General features: G+C 63.9%; 20 protein-coding genes. 14 read left to right on the top strand and 6 right to left on the bottom strand.

Features of this window, described 5'->3' with window-relative positions:
* Nucleotides 1-6: 6 nt before the first annotated feature.
* Nucleotides 7-786, bottom strand: a complete 780-nt coding sequence (locus tag ACL9RJ_RS20300) for an exodeoxyribonuclease III (protein ID WP_017125545.1) — start codon at nucleotides 784-786, stop codon at nucleotides 7-9.
* An 82-nt stretch (nucleotides 787-868) separates the two neighbouring features.
* On the opposite strand from ACL9RJ_RS20300, the gene pyrE reads away from it, so the two are divergent.
* Together pyrE and ACL9RJ_RS20310 are read left to right on the top strand one after the other, a co-directional pair.
* On the top strand, nucleotides 869-1,513 hold the full coding sequence (gene pyrE / locus ACL9RJ_RS20305) for an orotate phosphoribosyltransferase (protein ID WP_422765595.1): 645 nt from the start codon (nucleotides 869-871) through the stop codon (nucleotides 1,511-1,513).
* A 6-nt stretch (nucleotides 1,514-1,519) separates the two neighbouring features.
* Nucleotides 1,520-2,101: a hypothetical protein gene (locus tag ACL9RJ_RS20310; RefSeq protein WP_017125547.1), complete on the top strand. Its 582-nt coding sequence runs from the start codon at nucleotides 1,520-1,522 to the stop codon at nucleotides 2,099-2,101.
* A gap of 104 nt (nucleotides 2,102-2,205) precedes the next feature.
* Here the strand turns inward: ACL9RJ_RS20310 and ACL9RJ_RS20315 are convergent, their stop codons facing one another.
* Together ACL9RJ_RS20315 and rph are read right to left on the bottom strand one after the other, a co-directional pair.
* Nucleotides 2,206-2,571: a DUF4870 domain-containing protein gene (locus ACL9RJ_RS20315; protein ID WP_017125548.1), complete on the bottom strand. Its 366-nt coding sequence runs from the start codon at nucleotides 2,569-2,571 to the stop codon at nucleotides 2,206-2,208.
* Between the two features lie 36 nt (nucleotides 2,572-2,607).
* A complete protein-coding gene (gene rph, locus ACL9RJ_RS20320; protein ID WP_017125549.1) occupies nucleotides 2,608-3,330 on the bottom strand; it encodes a ribonuclease PH in 723 nt (240 codons plus the stop codon).
* Nucleotides 3,331-3,577: 247 nt separating this feature from the next.
* Between rph and ACL9RJ_RS20325 the strand changes: the two genes are divergently transcribed.
* The 6 genes from ACL9RJ_RS20325 to ACL9RJ_RS20350 all read left to right on the top strand — a co-directional run bounded on the left by ACL9RJ_RS20325 (nucleotide 3,578) and on the right by ACL9RJ_RS20350 (nucleotide 8,904).
* Nucleotides 3,578-4,441, top strand: a complete 864-nt coding sequence (locus tag ACL9RJ_RS20325; RefSeq protein ID WP_017125550.1) for a YicC/YloC family endoribonuclease — start codon at nucleotides 3,578-3,580, stop codon at nucleotides 4,439-4,441.
* Between the two features lie 12 nt (nucleotides 4,442-4,453).
* Entirely contained in the window at nucleotides 4,454-5,074 is a 621-nt protein-coding gene (gmk, locus tag ACL9RJ_RS20330) for a guanylate kinase (RefSeq protein ID WP_177087238.1), read from the top strand.
* Nucleotides 5,075-5,241: 167 nt separating this feature from the next.
* Complete coding sequence (gene rpoZ, locus ACL9RJ_RS20335; RefSeq protein ID WP_010447888.1) at nucleotides 5,242-5,505, top strand: DNA-directed RNA polymerase subunit omega; 264 nt, start codon at nucleotides 5,242-5,244, stop codon at nucleotides 5,503-5,505.
* Between the two features lie 60 nt (nucleotides 5,506-5,565).
* Nucleotides 5,566-7,671 (top strand): bifunctional GTP diphosphokinase/guanosine-3',5'-bis pyrophosphate 3'-pyrophosphohydrolase, encoded by a 2,106-nt coding sequence (gene spoT / locus ACL9RJ_RS20340; protein ID WP_017125553.1) that lies wholly within the window; start codon nucleotides 5,566-5,568, stop codon nucleotides 7,669-7,671.
* Between the two features lie 36 nt (nucleotides 7,672-7,707).
* Entirely contained in the window at nucleotides 7,708-8,088 is a 381-nt protein-coding gene (locus tag ACL9RJ_RS20345) for a RidA family protein (protein WP_017125554.1), read from the top strand.
* A 78-nt stretch (nucleotides 8,089-8,166) separates the two neighbouring features.
* Entirely contained in the window at nucleotides 8,167-8,904 is a 738-nt protein-coding gene (locus ACL9RJ_RS20350) for a hypothetical protein (protein WP_017125555.1), read from the top strand.
* Nucleotides 8,905-9,145: 241 nt separating this feature from the next.
* Here the strand turns inward: ACL9RJ_RS20350 and ACL9RJ_RS20355 are convergent, their stop codons facing one another.
* Entirely contained in the window at nucleotides 9,146-10,003 is an 858-nt protein-coding gene (locus ACL9RJ_RS20355) for an SDR family oxidoreductase (protein WP_422765596.1), read from the bottom strand.
* Nucleotides 10,004-10,193: 190 nt separating this feature from the next.
* On the opposite strand from ACL9RJ_RS20355, the gene exbB reads away from it, so the two are divergent.
* The 6 genes from exbB (at nucleotide 10,194) to ACL9RJ_RS20385 (ending at nucleotide 17,092) form a co-directional block, all read left to right on the top strand.
* On the top strand, nucleotides 10,194-11,177 hold the full coding sequence (exbB, locus tag ACL9RJ_RS20360) for a tonB-system energizer ExbB (RefSeq protein ID WP_178992313.1): 984 nt from the start codon (nucleotides 10,194-10,196) through the stop codon (nucleotides 11,175-11,177).
* Nucleotides 11,178-11,183: 6 nt separating this feature from the next.
* Nucleotides 11,184-11,612, top strand: a complete 429-nt coding sequence (gene exbD, locus ACL9RJ_RS20365; RefSeq protein ID WP_017125558.1) for a TonB system transport protein ExbD — start codon at nucleotides 11,184-11,186, stop codon at nucleotides 11,610-11,612.
* Complete coding sequence (locus ACL9RJ_RS20370) at nucleotides 11,609-12,358, top strand: energy transducer TonB family protein (protein ID WP_103032604.1); 750 nt, start codon at nucleotides 11,609-11,611, stop codon at nucleotides 12,356-12,358. The genes exbD and ACL9RJ_RS20370 overlap by 4 nt, the downstream gene beginning before the upstream one ends.
* Nucleotides 12,359-12,611: 253 nt before the next feature.
* Nucleotides 12,612-13,532 (top strand): hydrogen peroxide-inducible genes activator, encoded by a 921-nt coding sequence (locus tag ACL9RJ_RS20375; RefSeq protein ID WP_017125560.1) that lies wholly within the window; start codon nucleotides 12,612-12,614, stop codon nucleotides 13,530-13,532.
* 5 nt (nucleotides 13,533-13,537) lie between these two features.
* Nucleotides 13,538-15,613, top strand: a complete 2,076-nt coding sequence (recG, locus tag ACL9RJ_RS20380; RefSeq protein WP_177119787.1) for an ATP-dependent DNA helicase RecG — start codon at nucleotides 13,538-13,540, stop codon at nucleotides 15,611-15,613.
* Nucleotides 15,614-15,691: 78 nt separating this feature from the next.
* Nucleotides 15,692-17,092: an aminoacyl-tRNA deacylase and HDOD domain-containing protein gene (locus tag ACL9RJ_RS20385; protein WP_017125562.1), complete on the top strand. Its 1,401-nt coding sequence runs from the start codon at nucleotides 15,692-15,694 to the stop codon at nucleotides 17,090-17,092.
* 72 nt (nucleotides 17,093-17,164) lie between these two features.
* Here ACL9RJ_RS20385 and ACL9RJ_RS20390 read toward each other — a convergent pair whose 3' ends face one another.
* A complete protein-coding gene (locus tag ACL9RJ_RS20390) occupies nucleotides 17,165-17,542 on the bottom strand; it encodes a helicase (protein ID WP_083875310.1) in 378 nt (125 codons plus the stop codon).
* A gap of 139 nt (nucleotides 17,543-17,681) precedes the next feature.
* A complete protein-coding gene (gene tagQ / locus ACL9RJ_RS20395; RefSeq protein WP_042935162.1) occupies nucleotides 17,682-18,626 on the bottom strand; it encodes a type VI secretion system-associated lipoprotein TagQ in 945 nt (314 codons plus the stop codon).
* Nucleotides 18,627-18,687: the final 61 nt, after the last annotated feature.

Here is an 18,687-nt window from a genome sequence, read left to right on the forward strand (position 1 = left end):
AACGACTCAGATGGTCAACGTCCAGTCGTAGTCGACGATCAGCGGTGCGTGCTGCGAGAAGCGCGGCTGGCGCGGCAGGCGCGCGCTGCGTACGAAGCGGCGCAGGCCCGGCGTCAGGATCTGATAATCGAAGCGCCAGCCGAGGTTGAGCATCTCGGCCTGCTCGTTATCCGGCCACCAGCTGTACTGGTCGCCTTCGCGGCTGACTTCGCGCAGGGCATCGACATAGCCCATGTTGCCGACAATCTCGTCCATCCAGGCGCGCTCAGGCGCCAGGAAGCCCGGGGATTGCTGGCTGTCGCGCCAGTTCTTGATGTCGAGCTTCTGCTGCGCCACGTAGAGCGAGCCGCAATAGATGTACTCGCGACGTTTGCGCCGCTGTTTATCCAGGTAGCGGGCGAAGTCGTCCATAAGCTTGAACTTCTGGTTCAAGTCTTCATCGCCGTTCTGCCCTGATGGAAGCAGCAAGGTCGCGATGCTGACCTTGTCGAAATCGGCTTGCAGGTAGCGCCCGTAGCGGTCTGCCGTCTCGAAACCGAGACCGCTGATGACAGCCTTCGGTTGCAACCGCGAATACAGAGCCACGCCACCTTGGGCAGGGACTTCGGCATCGCAGGCATAAAGGAAGTAGCCATCCAGTTGGAAGGCTGGGTCGTCCAGTTCAAAGGCGGAGGCGCGGGTGTCCTGCAGGCAGATGACGTCGGCATTCTGGGCTTGCAGCCAACTGAGCAAACCACGCTCGACTGCAGCCTGAATACCATTGACGTTCACACTGATGATCCGCATAAATGGCCCCAAAAATCACGTGCGTGTATGATACCCGAGGTCTACCTAATTAGCTAAATCCGTGGTATTTGGGGCTTTTTTCATGCAGGCGTATCAGCGCGATTTCATTCGTTTTGCCATCGATCGCGGGGTTTTGCGCTTCGGTGAGTTCACCCTGAAGTCCGGACGCACCAGTCCTTACTTCTTCAATGCCGGCCTGTTCAACTCAGGTTCCGCCCTGGCCCAGCTGGGGCGTTTCTATGCCGCGGCGATCGTCGAGAGCGGTATTCCCTTCGACGTTCTGTTCGGCCCGGCCTACAAGGGTATTCCCCTGGCGGCCGCGACTGCCGTGGCGTTGGCCGAGCATCACCAGCTCGATCTGCCATGGTGCTTCAACCGCAAGGAGGCCAAGGCCCACGGCGAAGGCGGCAGCCTGGTCGGGGCGCCATTGACCGGCAACGTGCTGATCATCGACGACGTGATCACCGCCGGTACGGCAATTCGCGAAGTGATGCAGATCATCGAATCCCAGGACAGCGCCAAGGCCGCGGGCGTGTTGATCGCGCTGAACCGCCAGGAACGCGGCAACGGTGAGTTGTCGGCGATCCAGGAAGTCGAACGTGACTTCGGCATTCCGGTGGTCAGCATCGTGTCGCTGAACCAGGTCCTCGAATTCCTCGCCGGCGACGAGCAGCTCAAGCAGCATCTGCCGGCGGTCGAGGCTTATCGCGCACAGTACGGGATCTGACCCTTCTTGAGGCGCGGATACCTGTGGCTGGCCCTGGCCATCGGGGCTTCGTTCGCCGTGCAGGCGGACGAAGTGCTGCTGTACCGTTATGTCGATAACAAAGGCGTGACGGTCCTGGATCGCCAGGGTGTGCCGCCGGAGTACATCGGCAAGGGCTACCAGGTGCTCAACCAGCGCGGCCGGGTGATCCAGACCGTGGCCCCGGCGCTCACCGCCGAACAGATCCAGCAGAAGCAGGCCGAGAAAGCCCAGGCCGATGCCAATGCGCAATTGCTGCAGCGCTATTCCAGCGTCGATGAGGTCGACAAGGCCCAGGGACGCAAACTGGCCGAGCTGGATGGGTTGATTGCCAGCGTGCAGACCAATCTCCAGGCGTTGCTGGCCCAGCAGGCCGCCCTGCAAGGCCAGGCGGCGGAGCAGGAGCGCGCCGGCAAGGAGGTTTCGCCACAACTACTGGCCCAGCTCGCCGGCTTGCGCGACGAGCAGGTGCGGATGAAGGCCGATATCGACAAGTATCGGGCGGCACGGGTCCAGTCACAGCAGGATTTCGCGGTGGATCGGGCACGGGTCGAGCAGTTGCTGCGCTGATCGACAGCCACAAAAAAGCCGACCTCGGTCGGCTTTTTTGTGCGTCGGTGCTGGACAGGGGAGCTTGTACCGCCGCTCCGCATCAATCCGGCCCCCACCCGAAGCTACTTGATCGGACGCCAGGTGAAGGGATAGCGATAGGCGATACCCTGGTTGGCCTTGATGCCGGCAATGATGGTCAACACCACCGCGCCGATGGCCAGCAGGCCGAACAGCAGGAAACCGATCACCACGAACATCAGCGCAAAACAGACCATCGCGGCCACCGCCACGGTGATCTGGAAATTCAGCGCTTCCTTGCCCTGGGCATCGATGAACGGATCCTGCTCACGCTTCATCTGCCAGAGGATCAACGGCCCGATCAGGCTGCCGAAGGGAAACCAATAGCCGAGAAACGCCGACAAGTGACAGAACATCGCCCACTGACGGACGTTTGCATCCGGTGCCGGCACAGGCATCTGCTCACTCATGGCGCACTCCTTTTACGCGGGGAAAAGTCCGGATCATCAGTCAGCCAGTGCGGCGTTCTGCAATTCGAAGATCTCGTTCATGCCTTTTTGTGCCAGTGCCAGCATCGCATTCAGCTCTTCCGGCTGGAACGGCGCGCCTTCGGCGGTGCCCTGGACCTCGATGAAGCCACCGGTGCTGGTCATCACCACGTTGAGGTCGGTCTCGGCGGCGGAATCTTCCAGGTAGTCCAGGTCGAGTACCGGCTCACCCTGGTACATGCCCACCGAAACGGCGGCGATCATCTGCTTGAGCGGGCTGCCACCCTTCAGGCCGCCACGTTTCTTGATCACGGCCAGGGCATCGGCCAGCGCCACCATGGAACCGGTGATGGACGCAGTGCGGGTGCCGCCGTCGGCCTGGATCACATCGCAGTCGACATACAGGGTCACGTCGCCGAGCTTGGACATATCCAGCGAAGCGCGCAGCGAACGGCCGATCAGGCGCTGGATTTCCAGGGTCCGGCCGCCCTGCTTGCCACGGCTCGCCTCACGCTGGTTACGCTCGCCGGTAGCCCGCGGCAGCATGCCGTACTCGGCGGTCAGCCAACCCTGGCCCTGGCCCTTGAGGAAGCGCGGCACCCCATTCTCGACACTGACCGTACAAATCACTTTGGTGTCACCGAACTCGACCAGTACAGATCCCTCGGCGTGTTTGGTGTAGTTGCGGGTGATGCGGATCGAGCGGAGCTGATCGGCGGCGCGACCACTTGGACGTTTCATCTGGGAATACCTGTACAGGGACGGAAATCTACCGGGCATTATAGAGGGCATGGCCCGCGCTGGGCACTTCTTAAAATTCTGCAGCCGCCGGCTCCCACGGTTTCGCGGCGATCGGCAGGTCATCGACCGGCATTGGGGCATTCGCCGCACTGCGCTACAATCCTGCGCCTTTGCTGCCAGTCGGCTTTAATTTATTCATCAGGTCAGCCCCGGCAACGCCGGCAGGCCCGAACAGCGAGGTACCTCCATGGTCCACAGCATGACCGCCTTCGCCCGAGTCGAAAGCGCCGGAACCCAGGGCACCCTGAGCTGGGAACTGCGCTCGGTCAACAGCCGTTACCTGGAACCGCACCTGCGCCTGCCGGAAGCGTTCCGCGACCTCGAGGGCGCGGTGCGCGAAGCCCTGCGCCAGGGCCTGTCCCGGGGCAAGCTGGAATGCACCCTGCGCTTCACCGAGGAAACCACCGGCAAGCCGCTGCAGGTCGACCGCGAACGCGCCACGCAACTGATCGCCGCCGCCGAGACCGTCGCCGGCCTGATCAAGCAGCCGGCCGCGCTGAACCCGCTGGAAGTGCTGGCCTGGCCCGGCGTGCTGGTGGCCGACGCCAGCGACCCGCAGGCCCTCAACAATGAAGCCCTGGCCCTGTTCAACAAAGGCCTGAAGGAACTGAAGAACGGCCGCGAGCGCGAAGGCGCGGAGCTGGCCCGGCTGATCAACGAACGCCTGACCTCGATCGAGGAAGATGTCCTGACCCTGCGCGAACTGGTGCCGCAAATGCTCGCCACCCAGCGCCAGAAGGTTCTCGACCGCTTCGCCGACATGCAGGCCGAACTGGATCCGCTGCGCCTGGAACAGGAAATGGTCCTGCTGGCGCAGAAAAGCGACGTGGCCGAGGAACTCGACCGCCTGAGCACGCATATCATCGAAGTACGCCGGGTGCTCAAGTCCGGCGGGGCCGCCGGCCGGCGCCTGGACTTCCTGATGCAGGAGCTCAACCGCGAAGCCAATACCCTGGGCTCCAAGGCCTTCGACCCGCGCAGCACCACCGCCGCGGTCAACCTCAAGGTGTTGATCGAGCAGATGCGCGAACAAGTACAGAATATCGAGTAAGGCTACCCCGACATGACCCACAGCACTGGCACCCTCTACATCATTTCCGCACCGTCGGGCGCAGGCAAGACCAGCCTGGTCAAGGCCCTGATCGATGCCCAGCCGCAGATCCGCGTCTCGGTCTCGCACACCACCCGCGCCATGCGTCCGGGCGAAGTCGACGGGGTGAACTACCACTTCGTCGACCGCGCCGAGTTCGTGCGGATGATCGAGCACGGCGATTTCCTCGAGCAGGCCGAAGTCTTCGGCAACCTCTATGGCACCTCGCAGAGTCACCTGCAGCAGACCCTGGACGAAGGCCATGACCTGATCCTCGAAATCGACTGGCAAGGCGCCGAACAGGTGCGCCGGCAGATGCCCCAGGCCAGGTCGATCTTCATCCTGCCGCCGAGCCAGCACGCCCTGCGCCAGCGCCTGACCAACCGCGGCCAGGACAGCGACGAGATCATCGAAGGGCGGATGCGCGAGGCGGTCAGTGAAATGAGCCACTACGTCGAATACGATTTCCTGATCATCAACGACGATTTCGCCCACGCCCTGGACGATCTCAAGGCGATTTTCCGCGCCAACCAGTTGCAACAGCAGCCCCAGCAGCAGCGTTTCAGTGCCCTGCTGACGCAATTGCTGGCATGACAAGGACTTCCCAAAACCGCTGCGAGGGCTTTACATTGGCACTTGTAGCGCGTTCGGGTGTTTGCTGGAAAAATCAGCGCTTCCCTAATCGCTGGTGATTTTTTAAACTGTTCAGTCCGCTCGCCCATCCGGGCAGCGCGCCTACCGCATTTGCTACGAGGAACACCATGGCCCGCGTAACCGTTGAAGACTGCCTAGAACACGTGGATAACCGTTTTGAGCTGGTCATGCTCTCTACCAAGCGTGCTCGTCAACTGGCGACCGGCGGCAAAGAGCCGAAAGTGGCATGGGAAAACGACAAGCCTACCGTTGTGGCCCTGCGTGAAATCGCCGAAGGCCTGGTGAGCTACGAAATGATCGCCAACGAAGAGATCGTCGAAGACGAACCTCTGTTCGCGGCGTTCGAGGACGAGTCCAACGAGGCCGTCTAAGCCTATGCCTGGTCGACGTAGCACGGCGCAGGGTACAAGGCTTCGGCCGGGGGAAACCTCATGCCGAGCATAGACGCCCTCGCCGATCGCTTATCGACCTACCTCGGCGCCGACCAGGTCAATCTGGTCCGCCGGGCGTATTTCTACGCCGAACAAGCCCACGATGGCCAACGCCGTCGCAGCGGCGAAGCCTACGTCACGCATCCGCTGGCGGTGGCCAATATTCTTGCCGACATGCACATGGACCATCAGAGCCTGATGGCGGCGATGCTGCATGACGTGATCGAAGACACCGGGATCGCCAAGGAAGCGCTGCAGGCGCAGTTCGGCGAAACCGTGGCCGAACTGGTCGACGGGGTCAGCAAGCTGACCCAGATGAATTTCGAGACCAAGGCCGAGGCCCAGGCGGAAAACTTCCAGAAGATGGCCATGGCCATGGCTCGCGATATCCGCGTGATCCTGGTCAAGCTCGCCGACCGCCTGCACAACATGCGCACCCTGGAAGTGCTGTCCGGCGAGAAGCGCCGGCGCATCGCCAAGGAAACCCTCGAGATCTACGCACCCATCGCCAACCGGCTGGGCATGCATGCGATCCGCGTCGAGTTCGAAGACCTCGGCTTCAAGGCCATGCACCCGATGCGTTCCGCGCGGATCTACCAGGCGGTCAAGCGCGCCCGGGGCAACCGCAAGGAAATCGTCAACAAGATCGAGGAATCCCTCAGCCACTGCCTGGCCGTCGACGGCATCCAGGGCGAGGTCAGCGGCCGGCAGAAACACCTCTACGGCATCTACACCAAGATGCGCGGCAAGCGCCGGGCCTTCAACGAGATCATGGACGTCTATGCGTTCAGGATCATCGTCGACAAGGTCGACACCTGCTATCGCGTGCTCGGTGCTGTCCATAATCTGTACAAGCCCCTGCCCGGCCGCTTCAAGGACTACATCGCGATTCCCAAGGCCAACGGCTACCAGTCGCTGCATACGACGCTGTTCGGCATGCACGGCGTACCGATCGAGATCCAGATCCGTACCCGCGAAATGGAAGAGATGGCCAACAACGGCATCGCCGCCCACTGGCTGTACAAGTCCAGCGGCGACGAGCAGCCCAAGGGCACCCACGCCCGCGCCCGCCAGTGGGTCAAGGGCGTGCTGGAAATGCAGCAACGTGCCGGCAACTCCCTGGAATTCATCGAGAGCGTGAAGATCGACCTGTTTCCCGACGAGGTCTACGTCTTCACGCCCAAGGGCCGGATCATGGAGCTGCCAAAAGGCTCCACGGCGGTCGACTTCGCCTACGCGGTGCACACCGACGTCGGCAACAGCTGCATTGCCTGCCGGATCAATCGCCGTCTCGCCCCGCTGTCCGAACCGCTGCAAAGCGGCTCCACGGTCGAGATCGTCAGCGCCCCCGGCGCCCGGCCGAACCCGGCGTGGCTCAACTTCGTGGTCACCGGCAAGGCCCGCACGCATATCCGCCATGCCCTGAAGCTGCAGCGCCGCTCCGAATCCATCAGCCTGGGCGAACGCCTGCTGAACAAGGTCCTCAACGGCTTCGACAGCGCCCTGGACAAGATCCCGGCCGAACGCATCCAGATGATGCTCCACGAGTACCGCCTGGAGCTGATCGAAGACCTGCTGGAAGATATCGGCCTGGGCAACCGCATGGCCTACGTGGTCGCCCGCCGCCTGCTCGGCGAAGGCGAACAGCTGCCCAGCCCCGAGGGCCCGCTGGCGATTCGCGGCACCGAAGGCCTGGTGCTCAGCTACGCCAAGTGCTGCACACCGATCCCCGGCGACCCGATTGTCGGTCACCTGTCCGCGGGCAAGGGCATGGTCGTGCACCTGGACAACTGCCGCAATATCAGCGAAATCCGCCACAACCCGGAAAAATGCATCCAGCTCTCCTGGGCCAAGGATGTCACCGGCGAATTCAACGTCGAGCTGCGCGTCGAGCTGGAACACCAGCGCGGCCTGATCGCCCTGCTGGCCAGCAGCGTCAATGCGGCCGACGGCAATATCGAGAAAATCAGCATGGACGAACGCGATGGTCGCATCAGCGTGGTCCAACTGGTGGTCAGCGTGCACGACCGTGTGCACCTGGCCCGCGTGATCAAGAAACTGCGCGCACTGACCGGGGTGATCCGCATCACCCGCATGCGCGCGTAGCCGCCCAGACAGTCCAGACATTACAAGGAGTCATTCATGACCAAGAGCGTTATCAGCAGCGACAAGGCCCCGGCCGCCATCGGCACCTACTCCCAGGCGATCAAGGCCGGCAACACCGTGTACATGTCCGGCCAGATCCCCCTGGACCCGAAAACCATGGAACTGGTCGAAGGCTTCGAAGCCCAGACCGTCCAGGTCTTCGAGAACCTGAAAGCCGTGGCCGAAGCGGCCGGCGGTTCGTTCAAGGACATCGTCAAGCTGAACATCTTCCTGACCGACCTGAGCCACTTCGCCAAGGTCAACGAGATCATGGGCAAGTACTTCGAACAACCGTACCCGGCCCGCGCCGCCATCGGTGTCGCAGCGCTGCCACGCGGCTCGCAGGTCGAGATGGACGCGATCCTGGTCATCGAATAACCCGTCACCCCAGAACAACCCCGCACTGCCTGGCGCAGCCTCCAACACTGCGCCAGCCTCGTCTGCAAGGATTCCACCATGCGCAAAGCGCTTGCCATCCCGGTGTTTGCCCTCCTGCTTGGCGGCTGCGCCAGCGACCCCGCCAAATATGACATCAGCGGCACCTGGATCAACCAGGCGGCCATCGATGCGGCCGTGAAAAAGGGCAGCTTGCGTGAAGCCCTGGAAACCTACGGGCCGAACCTGGAATGGAATATCGACACCCGCAACAGCCAGGCCAAGTACAGCAACGGCTTCGAGCGCCCCGAAGGGCATGTGCGGGCGGACGGCAAGCAGAAGTGGCACGTTGATTTCTATGGCAGCACCGGCACTCCCCTGGTACGCGACGGCAAGGAGCTGATCCAGGGCGCCAGCGACTCCGAGCCCGAGCAGACATTCGTCCGGGCCCAGAGCGAGTTGCCGGCCGAAGCGCCGGTAGGCGCCAGCTTCGAACAGGCCCTGTATACGGCTTACATGGGTGGCGACTGGAAAATCGTCAGCGGCCCCGGTGAAGGCGCCCAGGTGAAATTCCTGCCGGACGGACGCCTCGAAGGCCTGCCCGGCAGCGACCGCTACGCCCTCTGCCTCGCCGGCGATTGCGCGAACATGAGCGGCGACAACGACAGCATCTGGCTGCAGCAGGGTGACAAGGGCAATGCCTGGATCTTCGTGCGCAAGGGCAAGCAACTGGAAATCTTCCAGGCACTGAACTCGGCCCAGGCCGATGAACAGCCGCAGCTTTACCCGGGCAACCGCCAATGGTTGCTGGAGAAATAATCTTCCAGGACTGAAAACCGCACGCCCCTTGCTGGCGATGAGGCCCTTTAGCCTTGCGCTGCCCATGCGAGCGCCATCGCCAGCAAGCCGGCTCCCACAATGATCGAGGCAAGACGGGAGTCGGTGGTAAGTATCCTGCAATGATCAAGGCAAGCCGGGAGTCGGCGACAAGGCTCCTGCAATGATCGAGGCAGGACGGGAGTCGGCGACAAGGCTCCCGCAGGGATTGCGCTCGCCTGTTTCAGCAACGCCCTTCGAGAATCGCCGCATACCCCTCGCGGTAGCTCGCGTACCTCGGCACCCAACCCAGGGCCCGCGCCCGGGCATTGCTGCAACGCTTGCTGCCGGTGCGACGCACGCTGGACTCGGCATCCCACTCGGTCACCCCCAGGTACTCGCGCAACCAGCCCACCACCTCGGCCAGGGGTGCCGGTGCGTCATCGACGCCGATATAACAGTCCTCCAGCACCTTGCCCGCCCGATCCGCCTCCAGCAGGAACGCCAGCAACCCGGCAGCGTCGTCGACATGAATGCGGTTGCCATATAAAGGCGGCTCGACGGCCACCCGATAACCGCGGCGCACCTGCGTCAGTAGCCATTCGCGGCCCGGCCCGTAGATCCCCGTCAGGCGCACCCGGCTCGCCGGGATACCGCTGTCGAGCGCCAGCTGCTCGGCCTCGAGCATCAGGCGTCCGGAATAACCCTCGGCTTCGGTCGGCGAGGTCTCGTCGACCCATTCGCCCTGCTGCTGCACATACACACTGCTGCTGGAGACGAACAGCAGGCGCCTGGGCTGCTGTCCCGACTGCCCGAGCCAACTCAGGACATGCCGCAGGCCTTCGACATAGGCGGCCCGATAACCGGCTTCATCGTGATCGGTGGCCGCCGCGCAATACACCAGGTAATCCAGCGCTCCGCCCGGCCAGCCGGCGGGACGCTGCTCGACGAACAGGTCCCCCGCCACCCCGAGAACACCTTCCGGCAGACGGGAAATCGAGCGGCGCAGGCCATGCACCTGCCAGCCGCCGGCCAGCAATTGCGTGGCCAGGCGACTGCCGACATCACCGCAACCGGCAATCAGAACAGAAGGAGCGGACATCGGGAACCTCCACAAAAAGAGCCACAGACTAGCTTCAGGAATGGACGAGCGGCTAGCAATGGAAGAAAAAAAGAGACGCTATTACTTCTGTTAACAAGAATTACTTGCAATAATGTCCACCCATTTGTTCTCGGCCCCACGAGGCCTGGAAGGACAAGACCCACTTTCAATTCGCTCAGGTCCGGCCAGAATGACACGCAATCCAATCTCCGCCTCGCCAACCCAGTCTCACCGTCCCTCTCGCGCCTGGCGTTCGATTGCTGCGTTGCTGTTCAGCCTGCTGCTGGCGCCGACTGCCGCCTTCGCCGACGAGCCGACCAACCACACCGCGCCTGCCGCTGCCGCACCGGCTGCCGCCGAACATGCCGCGCCCAGCGTGACTCCGGTGGCCGCCGATCCGGCCCAGGCTGAAAACGCCGCGCCGGCCGATGCCGACGTACTGCCGGTCGAAGACACTACCCTGGGCCTGGGCCACGACCTGTCGCCCTGGGGCATGTACAAGAACGCCGACATCATCGTCAAGCTGGTCATGATCGGCCTGGCCATCGCCTCGATCATCACCTGGACCATCTGGATCGCCAAGGGCTTCGAGCTGCTGGGCGCCAAGCGCCGTCTGCGTGGTGAAATCGCCAACCTGAAGAAGGCCACCACCCTCAAGGAAGCCAGCACCACCGCGGCCAGGGAAGGGACCCTGGCCAACCTGCTGGTACACGACGCGCTTGAAGAAATGCGCCTGTCGGCCAACAGCCGCGAGAAAGAAGGCATCAAGGAACGCGTCAGCTTCCGCCTGGAGCGCCTGGTCGCCGCCTGCGGTCGCAACATGAGCAGCGGTACCGGCGTGCTCGCCACCATCGGTTCCACCGCACCGTTCGTTGGTCTGTTCGGTACCGTATGGGGCATCATGAACAGCTTCATCGGCATCGCCAAGACCCAGACCACCAACCTCGCCGTGGTTGCCCCCGGCATCGCCGAAGCCCTGCTGGCGACGGCCCTGGGCCTGGTCGCTGCGATCCCGGCGGTGGTGATCTACAACGTCTTCGCCCGTTCCATCGCCGGCTACAAGGCCCAGGTGTCCGACGCCTCGGCCGAAGTCCTGCTGCTGGTCAGCCGCGACCTCGATCACCTGCCGGTCGCCGAGCGCTCCGCGCAACCCCATGTGGTCAAAGTAGGGTAACCGGCCATGGGCTTGCATTTGAAAGAAGGCGCGGACGACGATCTCGCCGAGAACCATGAAATCAACGTCACGCCGTTTATCGACGTGATGCTGGTGCTGCTGATCATCTTCATGGTCGCGGCGCCCCTGGCCACCGTGGACATCAAGGTCGACCTACCCGCCTCCACGGCCAAGCCGGCACCGCGTCCGGAGAAGCCGGTGTTCCTCAGCGTCAAGGCCGATCAGCGCCTGTTCCTCGGCGAAGACGAGGTCAAGGCCGAGTCCCTGGGCGCGTCCCTGGACGCCAAGACCCACGGCAAGAAAGACACCACCATCTTCTTCCAGGCCGACAAGGGCGTGGACTACGGCGACCTGATGCGCGTCATGGATTCCCTGCGCGCCGCCGGCTACCTGAAGGTCGGCCTGGTCGGACTCGAGACGGCAGCCAAGAAATGATCACGACGCGCCATAAACTGACGCGTTACGGCGGTAGCCTGGTCCTGGTACTGGGCGTTCACGCGGTGGCGATTCTCGCCGCCCTGAACTGGTCGGTGTCCAAGCCGATCGAACTGCCGCCGCAGGCCATGATGGTCGAGCTGGCCCCGTTGCCGCCCGCACCGCCGCCTCCGGCGCCGCCCAAGGTGGTGACGCCGCCGCAGCCGCCGGCACCGGTGGAAGAACTGCCGTTGCCCAAGCTCGCCGAAGCGCCGAAGCCGACGATCTCGGTGCCCAAGCCGGTCAAGCCCAAGCCCAAGCCGCAGCCACCGAAGCCGGAAGTGAAGAAGGAACCGGAAAAGGAAAAGCCCAAGGAAGAGAAACCTTCCGAGGAGCCGCCGACCAACCGTCCGCCGGAGAAATCCGCCGCACCGGCACCCGGCCCTTCGCCACAGCAGGTCGCCGCCAAGGCGAGCTGGGAAGGCACCCTGCTGGCGCACCTGGGCAAATACAAGAAGTACCCGCCCGCCGCGCAATCCCGTGGCAAGGAAGGCCTGAACCGCCTGCGCTTCGTCGTCGACGCCGAAGGCAAGGTACTTTCGTACGAGCTGGTGGGCCGCTCGGGCAATGCTGATCTGGACCGGGCCACCCTGGAAATGATCCGCCGCGCCCAGCCACTGCCCAAGCCTCCGGCAGACATGCTCACCAACGGCAGCATCGAGATTGTCGCGCCCTTCGTCTATTCCATCGACAAGCGCGGCCGCTAGATCAAGACAGGGAGCGGGACCTATGTGGGAGCGGGCTTGCCCGCGAAGCTTTCAAGGACCTCAAGGGCCTCTTCGCGGGCAAGCCCGCTCCCACAGTTTCCTGATCGCCAATCGCTCCCGAATCTCCCGTCCCACCCCCGCAAGCCCGTCGTTTCATTAAATTAACGACAATCGCCGCTTATCCTGCGTCTGATAACGTGCGTCTATCGATTGCAGCCGTTATGCTTGGCCCGCAACCTTATGGACGCTCGCTATGACTCTGACAGAATTACGCTACATCGTTACCCTCGCCCAGGAGCAACACTTCGGTCATGCGGCCGAGCGCTGCCATGTCAGCCAGCCGACCCTGTCGGTGGGCGTGAAAAAGCTGGAAGACGAACTCGGTGTGCTGATTTTCGAGCGCAGCAAGAGCGCCGTGCGCCTGACGCCGGTCGGCGAAGGCATCGTTGCCCAGGCACAAAAGGTCCTGGAACAGGCCCAGGGCATCCGTGAACTGGCCCAGGCCGGGAAAAACCAGCTGACCGCACCGCTGAAAGTCGGCGCGATCTACACCGTCGGCCCCTATCTGTTCCCGCACCTGATCCCGCAACTGCACCGGGTCGCCCCGCAGATGCCGTTGTATATCGAGGAAAACTTCACCCACATCCTGCGCGACAAGCTGCGCAACGGCGAACTGGACGCGGTGATCATCGCCCTGCCGTTCAACGAAGCCGATGTGCTGACCCTGCCGCTGTACGACGAGCCGTTCTACGTGCTGATGCCGGCCTCGCACCCCTGGACCCAGAAGGAAACCATCGACAGCGCCCTGCTCAACGACAAGAGCCTGCTGCTGCTGGGCGAAGGCCACTGCTTCCGCGACCAGGTCCTCGAAGCCTGCCCGACCCTGGTCAAGGGCAGCGAAGCGGCCAAGCACACCACGGTCGAATCCAGCTCCCTGGAAACCATCCGCCACATGGTCGCGTCCGGCCTGGGTATTTCCGTGCTGCCGCTCTCGGCGGTGGACAGCCATCACTACGCGCCCGGCGTCATCGAGGTCCGGCCGCTGACGCCGCCCGTACCGTTCCGCACCGTGGCCATCGCCTGGCGTGCTAGCTTCCCGCGGCCCAAGGCGATTGAAATCCTCGCCGACTCGATCCGCCTGTGTTCGGTGGCCAAGCCGCCCGTCGCGAGCTGAATGCCGTGACTGAGCTGTCGCAGGTGTCGGTCACGGCACTCAAGGGTGTCGGCGAAGCCATGGCCGAGAAACTGGCCAAGGTCGGCCTGGAGAATATCCAGGACGTCCTGTTCCACCTGCCCCTGCGTTACCAGGACCGCACCCGCATCGTCCCCATCGGCGCCCTGCGCCCCGGCCAGGATGCGGTGATCGAGGGCGTGGTCAGCGGTGCCGACGTGGTCATGGGCAAGCGCCGCAGCCTGCTGGTGCGCCTGAACGATGGCACCGGCAGCCTGAGCCTGCGCTTCTACCACTTCAGCAATGCGCAGAAGGAAGGCCTCAAGCGCGGCACCCATGTGCGCTGCTACGGCGAGGCCCGCCCCGGCGCCTCGGGCCTGGAAATCTACCACCCGGAATACCGCGCCCTGACCGGCGACGAACCGCCCCCGGTGGACCAGACCCTGACCCCGATCTACCCGCTGACCGAAGGCCTGACCCAGCAGCGCCTGCGCCTGCTGAGCCAGCAGAGCCTGGCGATGCTCGGCCCGCGCAGCCTGCCGGACTGGCTGCCCCAGGAACTGGCCCGCGACTACCAGCTGGCGCCGCTGGACGATGCCATCCGCTACCTGCACCAGCCGCCGGCCGACGCCGATGTCGAGGAACTCGCCCTCGGTCACCACTGGGCCCAGCACCGCCTGGCCTTCGAAGAACTGCTCACTCACCAGCTGTCCCAGCAACGCCTGCGCGAAAGCCTGCGGGCCCTGCGCGCGCCGGCCCTGCCCAAGGCCAGCAAGCTGCCGGAACGGTTTCTCGCCAACCTCGGATTCCCGCCCACCGGGGCCCAGCAGCGGGTCGGCAACGAAGTCGCCTACGACCTCAGCCAGCCCGAGCCGATGCTGCGGCTGATCCAGGGCGATGTTGGCGCGGGCAAGACCGTGGTTGCTGCCCTGGCCGCCTTGCAGGCCCTGGAAGCCGGCTACCAGGTGGCGCTGATGGCGCCGACCGAGATCCTCGCCGAACAGCACTTCATCAACTTCCAGCGCTGGCTGACGCCGCTGGGCATCGAGACCGCCTGGCTGGCCGGCAAGCTCAAGGGCAAGGCCCGCGTCGCCGCCCTGGAACAGATCGCCGGCGGCACGCCGATGGTGGTCGGCACCCACGCGCTGTTCCAGGACGAAGTACAGTTCAAGAACCTGGCCCTGGTCATCATCGACGAACAGCACCGCTTCGGCGTCCAGCAGCGCTTGGCCCTGCGCCAGAAAGGCGTGGGCGGACGCATGTGCCCGCACCAGTTGATCATGACCGCCACGCCGATCCCGCGCACCCTGGCGATGAGCGCCTACGCCGACCTGGACACCTCGATCCTCGACGAGCTGCCCCCCGGCCGCACGCCGGTGAACACCGTACTGGTGGCCGACAGCCGGCGCTTCGAAGTGGTCGAGCGAGTCCGCGCCGCCTGCGCCGAGGGCCGCCAGGCCTACTGGGTCTGCACACTGATCGAAGAGTCCGAGGAGTTGACCTGCCAGGCGGCCGAAACCACCTTCGAGGAATTGACCGCCGCCCTCGGCGAACTGCGCGTCGGGCTGATCCACGGGCGCATGAAACCGGCGGAAAAAGCCGCGGTGATGGCCGAGTTCAAGGCCGGCAACCTGCAACTGCTGGTGGCCACCACCGTGATCGAAGTCGGTGTCGACGTACCCAACGCCAGCCTGATGATCATCGAGAACCCCGAGCGCCTGGGCCTGGCGCAACTGCACCAGTTGCGCGGCCGCGTCGGCCGGGGCAGCGCCGCCAGCCACTGCGTGCTGCTCTACCATCCGCCGCTGTCGCAGATCGGTCGCCAGCGCCTGGGCATCATGCGCGAAACCAACGACGGCTTTATCATCGCCGAGAAAGACCTGGAACTGCGCGGCCCCGGCGAAATGCTCGGCACGCGCCAGACCGGCCTGCTGCAATTCAAGGTGGCCGACCTGATGCGCGACGCCGACCTGCTCCCCGCCGTGCGCGACGCGGCCCAGGCCCTGCTCGCCCGCTGGCCGCAACATGTCAGCCCGCTACTGGAACGCTGGCTGCGTCATGGGCAACAATACGGTCAAGTGTGATAGACCTCACAATTCATGGACCAATCACCAGGACAAGCTGGTTATACTGGTGAAATTGTAGGAAACCGGATACAGACCATGACAGAAGTTGCCCTCATTGATGCAACCCCGCACACCCCGTCTGTGGTCCGGCTGCTGCTCGACAAGCTAGCCATCAACTACCGCGAAGTCCCGGACCTGCCTGGTCTGCCGGCCGCTCGCAAGGTACAGGCAGTGCTGCTCGACGACGCAGTCGGCGCGCTCATGGTCCTGTTTCCGCAGAACCAGCTGCTCGACCTCAACCGCCTGACCGAACTCACCGGTCGGCGCCTGACGGCCGTACCGACCGAACGCCTGGAGCGCATGCTCGGCAAACACAGCCTGCACCTGCTGCCGGGCCTGCCGGCACTGACCAGCTCGCCGTGCCTGTACGAAGAACAGCTGCTGCGCGAACCCAGCGTGCTGATCAACTCCGGTGAGGTCGGCCTGCTGCTGGAGATCTCCAGCGACGACTTCAAGAGCATGCTCACCAAGGCCAGCGCCGCCAGCTTCGGCGAAGCGCTGAGCAGCATCCGCCCCAACCTCGACCGCCCGGACGATGACCGCGAGGAAATCACCCAGGCGGTGCAGGCCTTCACCGCCCGGCGCATCCAGCAACGCCTGGAAGCGACCATCGAGATCCCGCCGCTGGCGGAAACCGCGCAGAAGATCATCAAGCTGCGGGTCGATCCCGATGCGACCATCGACGACATCACCGGCGTGGTCGAGACCGACCCGGCGCTGGCCGCGCAGGTGGTGAGCTGGGCGGCATCGCCGTACTATGCCTCGCCGGGCAAGATCCGCTCGGTGGAAGACGCCATCGTCCGCGTGCTGGGTTTCGACCTGGTGATCAACCTGGCCCTCGGCCTGGCCCTGGGCAAGACCCTGAGCCTGCCCAAGGACCACCCGCAGCACAGCACGCCGTACTGGCAGCAATCGATCTACACCGCCGCGGTGATCGAAGGCCTGACCCGGGCCATGCCTCGCGCACAGCGCCCGGAAGCCGGCCTGACCTACCTGGCGGGCCTGCTGCACAACTTCGGCTACCTGCTGTTGGCTCACGTGTTCCCGCCGCACTTCTCGCTGATCTGCCGACACCTGGAGGTCAACCCGCACCTGTGCCACAGCTATGTCGAGCAACACCTGCTGGGCATCAGCCGCGAACAGATCGGTTCCTGGCTGATGCGTTACTGGGACATGCCGGACGAACTGGCCACCGCGCTGCGCTTCCAGCACGACCCGAGCTACGACGGCGACTATGCCGAGTACCCGAACCTGGTGTGCCTGGCCGTGCGCCTGCTGCGCAGCCGCAATATCGGTTCCGGGCCGGACGAGGAGATTCCCGACGCCCTGCTCGACCGCCTGGGCCTTAGCCGCGACAAGGCCGAGGACGTGGTGAACAAAGTGCTGGAAGCGGAAGTCCTGCTGCGCGAACTGGCTTCGCAGTTCAGCCAGGGCTGATACGGCGCCTGGACGATCGCCATCGCTGGCAAGCCAGCTCCTACAAGCGATCCAGGCGGCTGCGGATGAGTATCAGGCCTTCTTTTTCTTCGGCTTGAGGTACTTGGTCAGGCCCTGGAACCAGATCACCAGTGCCGGATTTCCCTTGATCTGGATCGACTTGTCCTGAATCCCCGTCATGAACGCCAGTTGCTTGTTCTTCGCCTGCATCGTGGCGAAGCCGTAGGCGGCATCCTTGAAGGCAATGGCAAACGCCGGCTCCGGGTAAGTCCCGGACTTGCTGGTGATGCGCTGGTCCTTGACCGTGAAATGACGCGCCACCTTGCCGTCCAGGGTCTGCAGCTGGAAGACCAGGGCCTTGTCGGCCAGTTGCTGCTGGAACGCGGGGTTATTGCGGCTGGCCCGGGCCATCAACAGGCCCATTGCCCAGAGAAGAAAACGGAATTTCATGCACAGCGCCTCGGCAGAAAAATTGAATAGCCGGCGCAGTGTAGCGGTTTGTTCGGGGAACGCCACCGATCTGCTTCGTTGCAAGAAGATCGGTGGGCGTTTGCTGCTTATCTCAGCACGTTAGTGACCAACCGGTCACTCAGACGTTCGGGCAAGGCACGGGTGCCCAGTCGCCCAGGTCCGGGTTCTTGCACATGCTGTTGACCTGGGACTGGCCAGTGCTCGCCACTTCCTGGCTGGCAGCTTTCTTGGCGTTGGCATCCTGGATGGTCTTCTCGGTCGCGACCGCTTCTTTCGGCACGGTCGGCAGTGGCGGCTTCTTCACGACCTTGACCTGCTTCTTGCCCTTGCCGGTGGTCGGCGCAACCACGGGCGCGGTATCGGCGGTCGCCACGGTGACCACGTCAGTACGCTGGACGCCGACGGTCTGCAGGTCTTTTTCGTAGGCCTGGGTGTAGTTGCTCAGGTCTTCGCTGGCCTTGCCGTTCACCGCGACGATCAGGTCATTGGACTCTTTCAGGCCGGCAACGATTTCCGCCAGGCGCTTGCGGCCCTCGGTATCGTTGATGGTCTTGGCCTTGCGGGCATTGACCAGGCTGGTGAACTCACGCTGGTAGCAGCTCTGCGAAGCCCTGGCATAGGCGGTGCTGCGATCGATATCGGCGGCGCTTTTGTTGATATCGGTGGCATAGGAACCGATACGCTGGTTGTCATCGGTGATCTGCTTCTGCTTCTCGGTGTAGTAGCCTGCCGCGCCGCCCGCGAGGGCACCGCCGGCGGCACCGATGGCGGCGTTGCGACCACGCTTGTCGGAGTCGCCGGTCAGTGCGCCGAGGGCCGCGCCGCCCAGGGCACCGAGTACCGCGCCGGTGGCGACGGACTTGGTCATGTCCGAGTCAGTGGCGCGCAGGTGCTGCACCGGCTCGTAGCAGGTCGGGTAGTACTCGACCTTGGTGGTCGCGCCGACCTTGGACGTCGCGGACGTGGCGCAACCGCCCATCAGCACGGTGCTGAATCCGGCGGCAACCCACAGCGCGGCACGGCACCTGGAGGTTAAAGCAAGGGGTTTGCTGGAGAAAATCATGTTCATGTTCCCTTTCTTGGTTTGACTTGGCCGGACGACACCCTGCCGCCCGGATCCCCTC

The sequence above is a fragment of the Pseudomonas sp. Mn2068 genome (assembly GCF_049319725.1).
Taxonomy (GTDB): domain Bacteria; phylum Pseudomonadota; class Gammaproteobacteria; order Pseudomonadales; family Pseudomonadaceae; genus Aquipseudomonas; species Aquipseudomonas gingeri.

Bases quoted from the DNA above. Each gene is read 5' to 3' on its own strand.
- ACL9RJ_RS20300 (WP_017125545.1), bottom strand. From the start codon at position 786: ATGCGGATCATCAGTGTGAACGTCAATGGTATTCAGGCTGCAGTCGAG.
- pyrE (WP_422765595.1), top strand. From the start codon at position 869: ATGCAGGCGTATCAGCGCGATTTCATTCGTTTTGCCATCGATCGCGGG.
- ACL9RJ_RS20315 (WP_017125548.1), bottom strand. From the start codon at position 2,571: ATGAGTGAGCAGATGCCTGTGCCGGCACCGGATGCAAACGTCCGTCAG.
- rph (WP_017125549.1), bottom strand. From the start codon at position 3,330: ATGAAACGTCCAAGTGGTCGCGCCGCCGATCAGCTCCGCTCGATCCGC.
- ACL9RJ_RS20325 (WP_017125550.1), top strand. From the start codon at position 3,578: ATGGTCCACAGCATGACCGCCTTCGCCCGAGTCGAAAGCGCCGGAACC.
- gmk (WP_177087238.1), top strand. From the start codon at position 4,454: ATGACCCACAGCACTGGCACCCTCTACATCATTTCCGCACCGTCGGGC.
- rpoZ (WP_010447888.1), top strand. From the start codon at position 5,242: ATGGCCCGCGTAACCGTTGAAGACTGCCTAGAACACGTGGATAACCGT.
- spoT (WP_017125553.1), top strand. From the start codon at position 5,566: ATGCCGAGCATAGACGCCCTCGCCGATCGCTTATCGACCTACCTCGGC.
- ACL9RJ_RS20345 (WP_017125554.1), top strand. From the start codon at position 7,708: ATGACCAAGAGCGTTATCAGCAGCGACAAGGCCCCGGCCGCCATCGGC.
- ACL9RJ_RS20350 (WP_017125555.1), top strand. From the start codon at position 8,167: ATGCGCAAAGCGCTTGCCATCCCGGTGTTTGCCCTCCTGCTTGGCGGC.
- ACL9RJ_RS20355 (WP_422765596.1), bottom strand. From the start codon at position 10,003: ATGTCCGCTCCTTCTGTTCTGATTGCCGGTTGCGGTGATGTCGGCAGT.
- exbB (WP_178992313.1), top strand. From the start codon at position 10,194: ATGACACGCAATCCAATCTCCGCCTCGCCAACCCAGTCTCACCGTCCC.
- exbD (WP_017125558.1), top strand. From the start codon at position 11,184: ATGGGCTTGCATTTGAAAGAAGGCGCGGACGACGATCTCGCCGAGAAC.
- ACL9RJ_RS20370 (WP_103032604.1), top strand. From the start codon at position 11,609: ATGATCACGACGCGCCATAAACTGACGCGTTACGGCGGTAGCCTGGTC.
- ACL9RJ_RS20375 (WP_017125560.1), top strand. From the start codon at position 12,612: ATGACTCTGACAGAATTACGCTACATCGTTACCCTCGCCCAGGAGCAA.
- ACL9RJ_RS20385 (WP_017125562.1), top strand. From the start codon at position 15,692: ATGACAGAAGTTGCCCTCATTGATGCAACCCCGCACACCCCGTCTGTG.
- ACL9RJ_RS20390 (WP_083875310.1), bottom strand. From the start codon at position 17,542: ATGAAATTCCGTTTTCTTCTCTGGGCAATGGGCCTGTTGATGGCCCGG.
- tagQ (WP_042935162.1), bottom strand. From the start codon at position 18,626: ATGATTTTCTCCAGCAAACCCCTTGCTTTAACCTCCAGGTGCCGTGCC.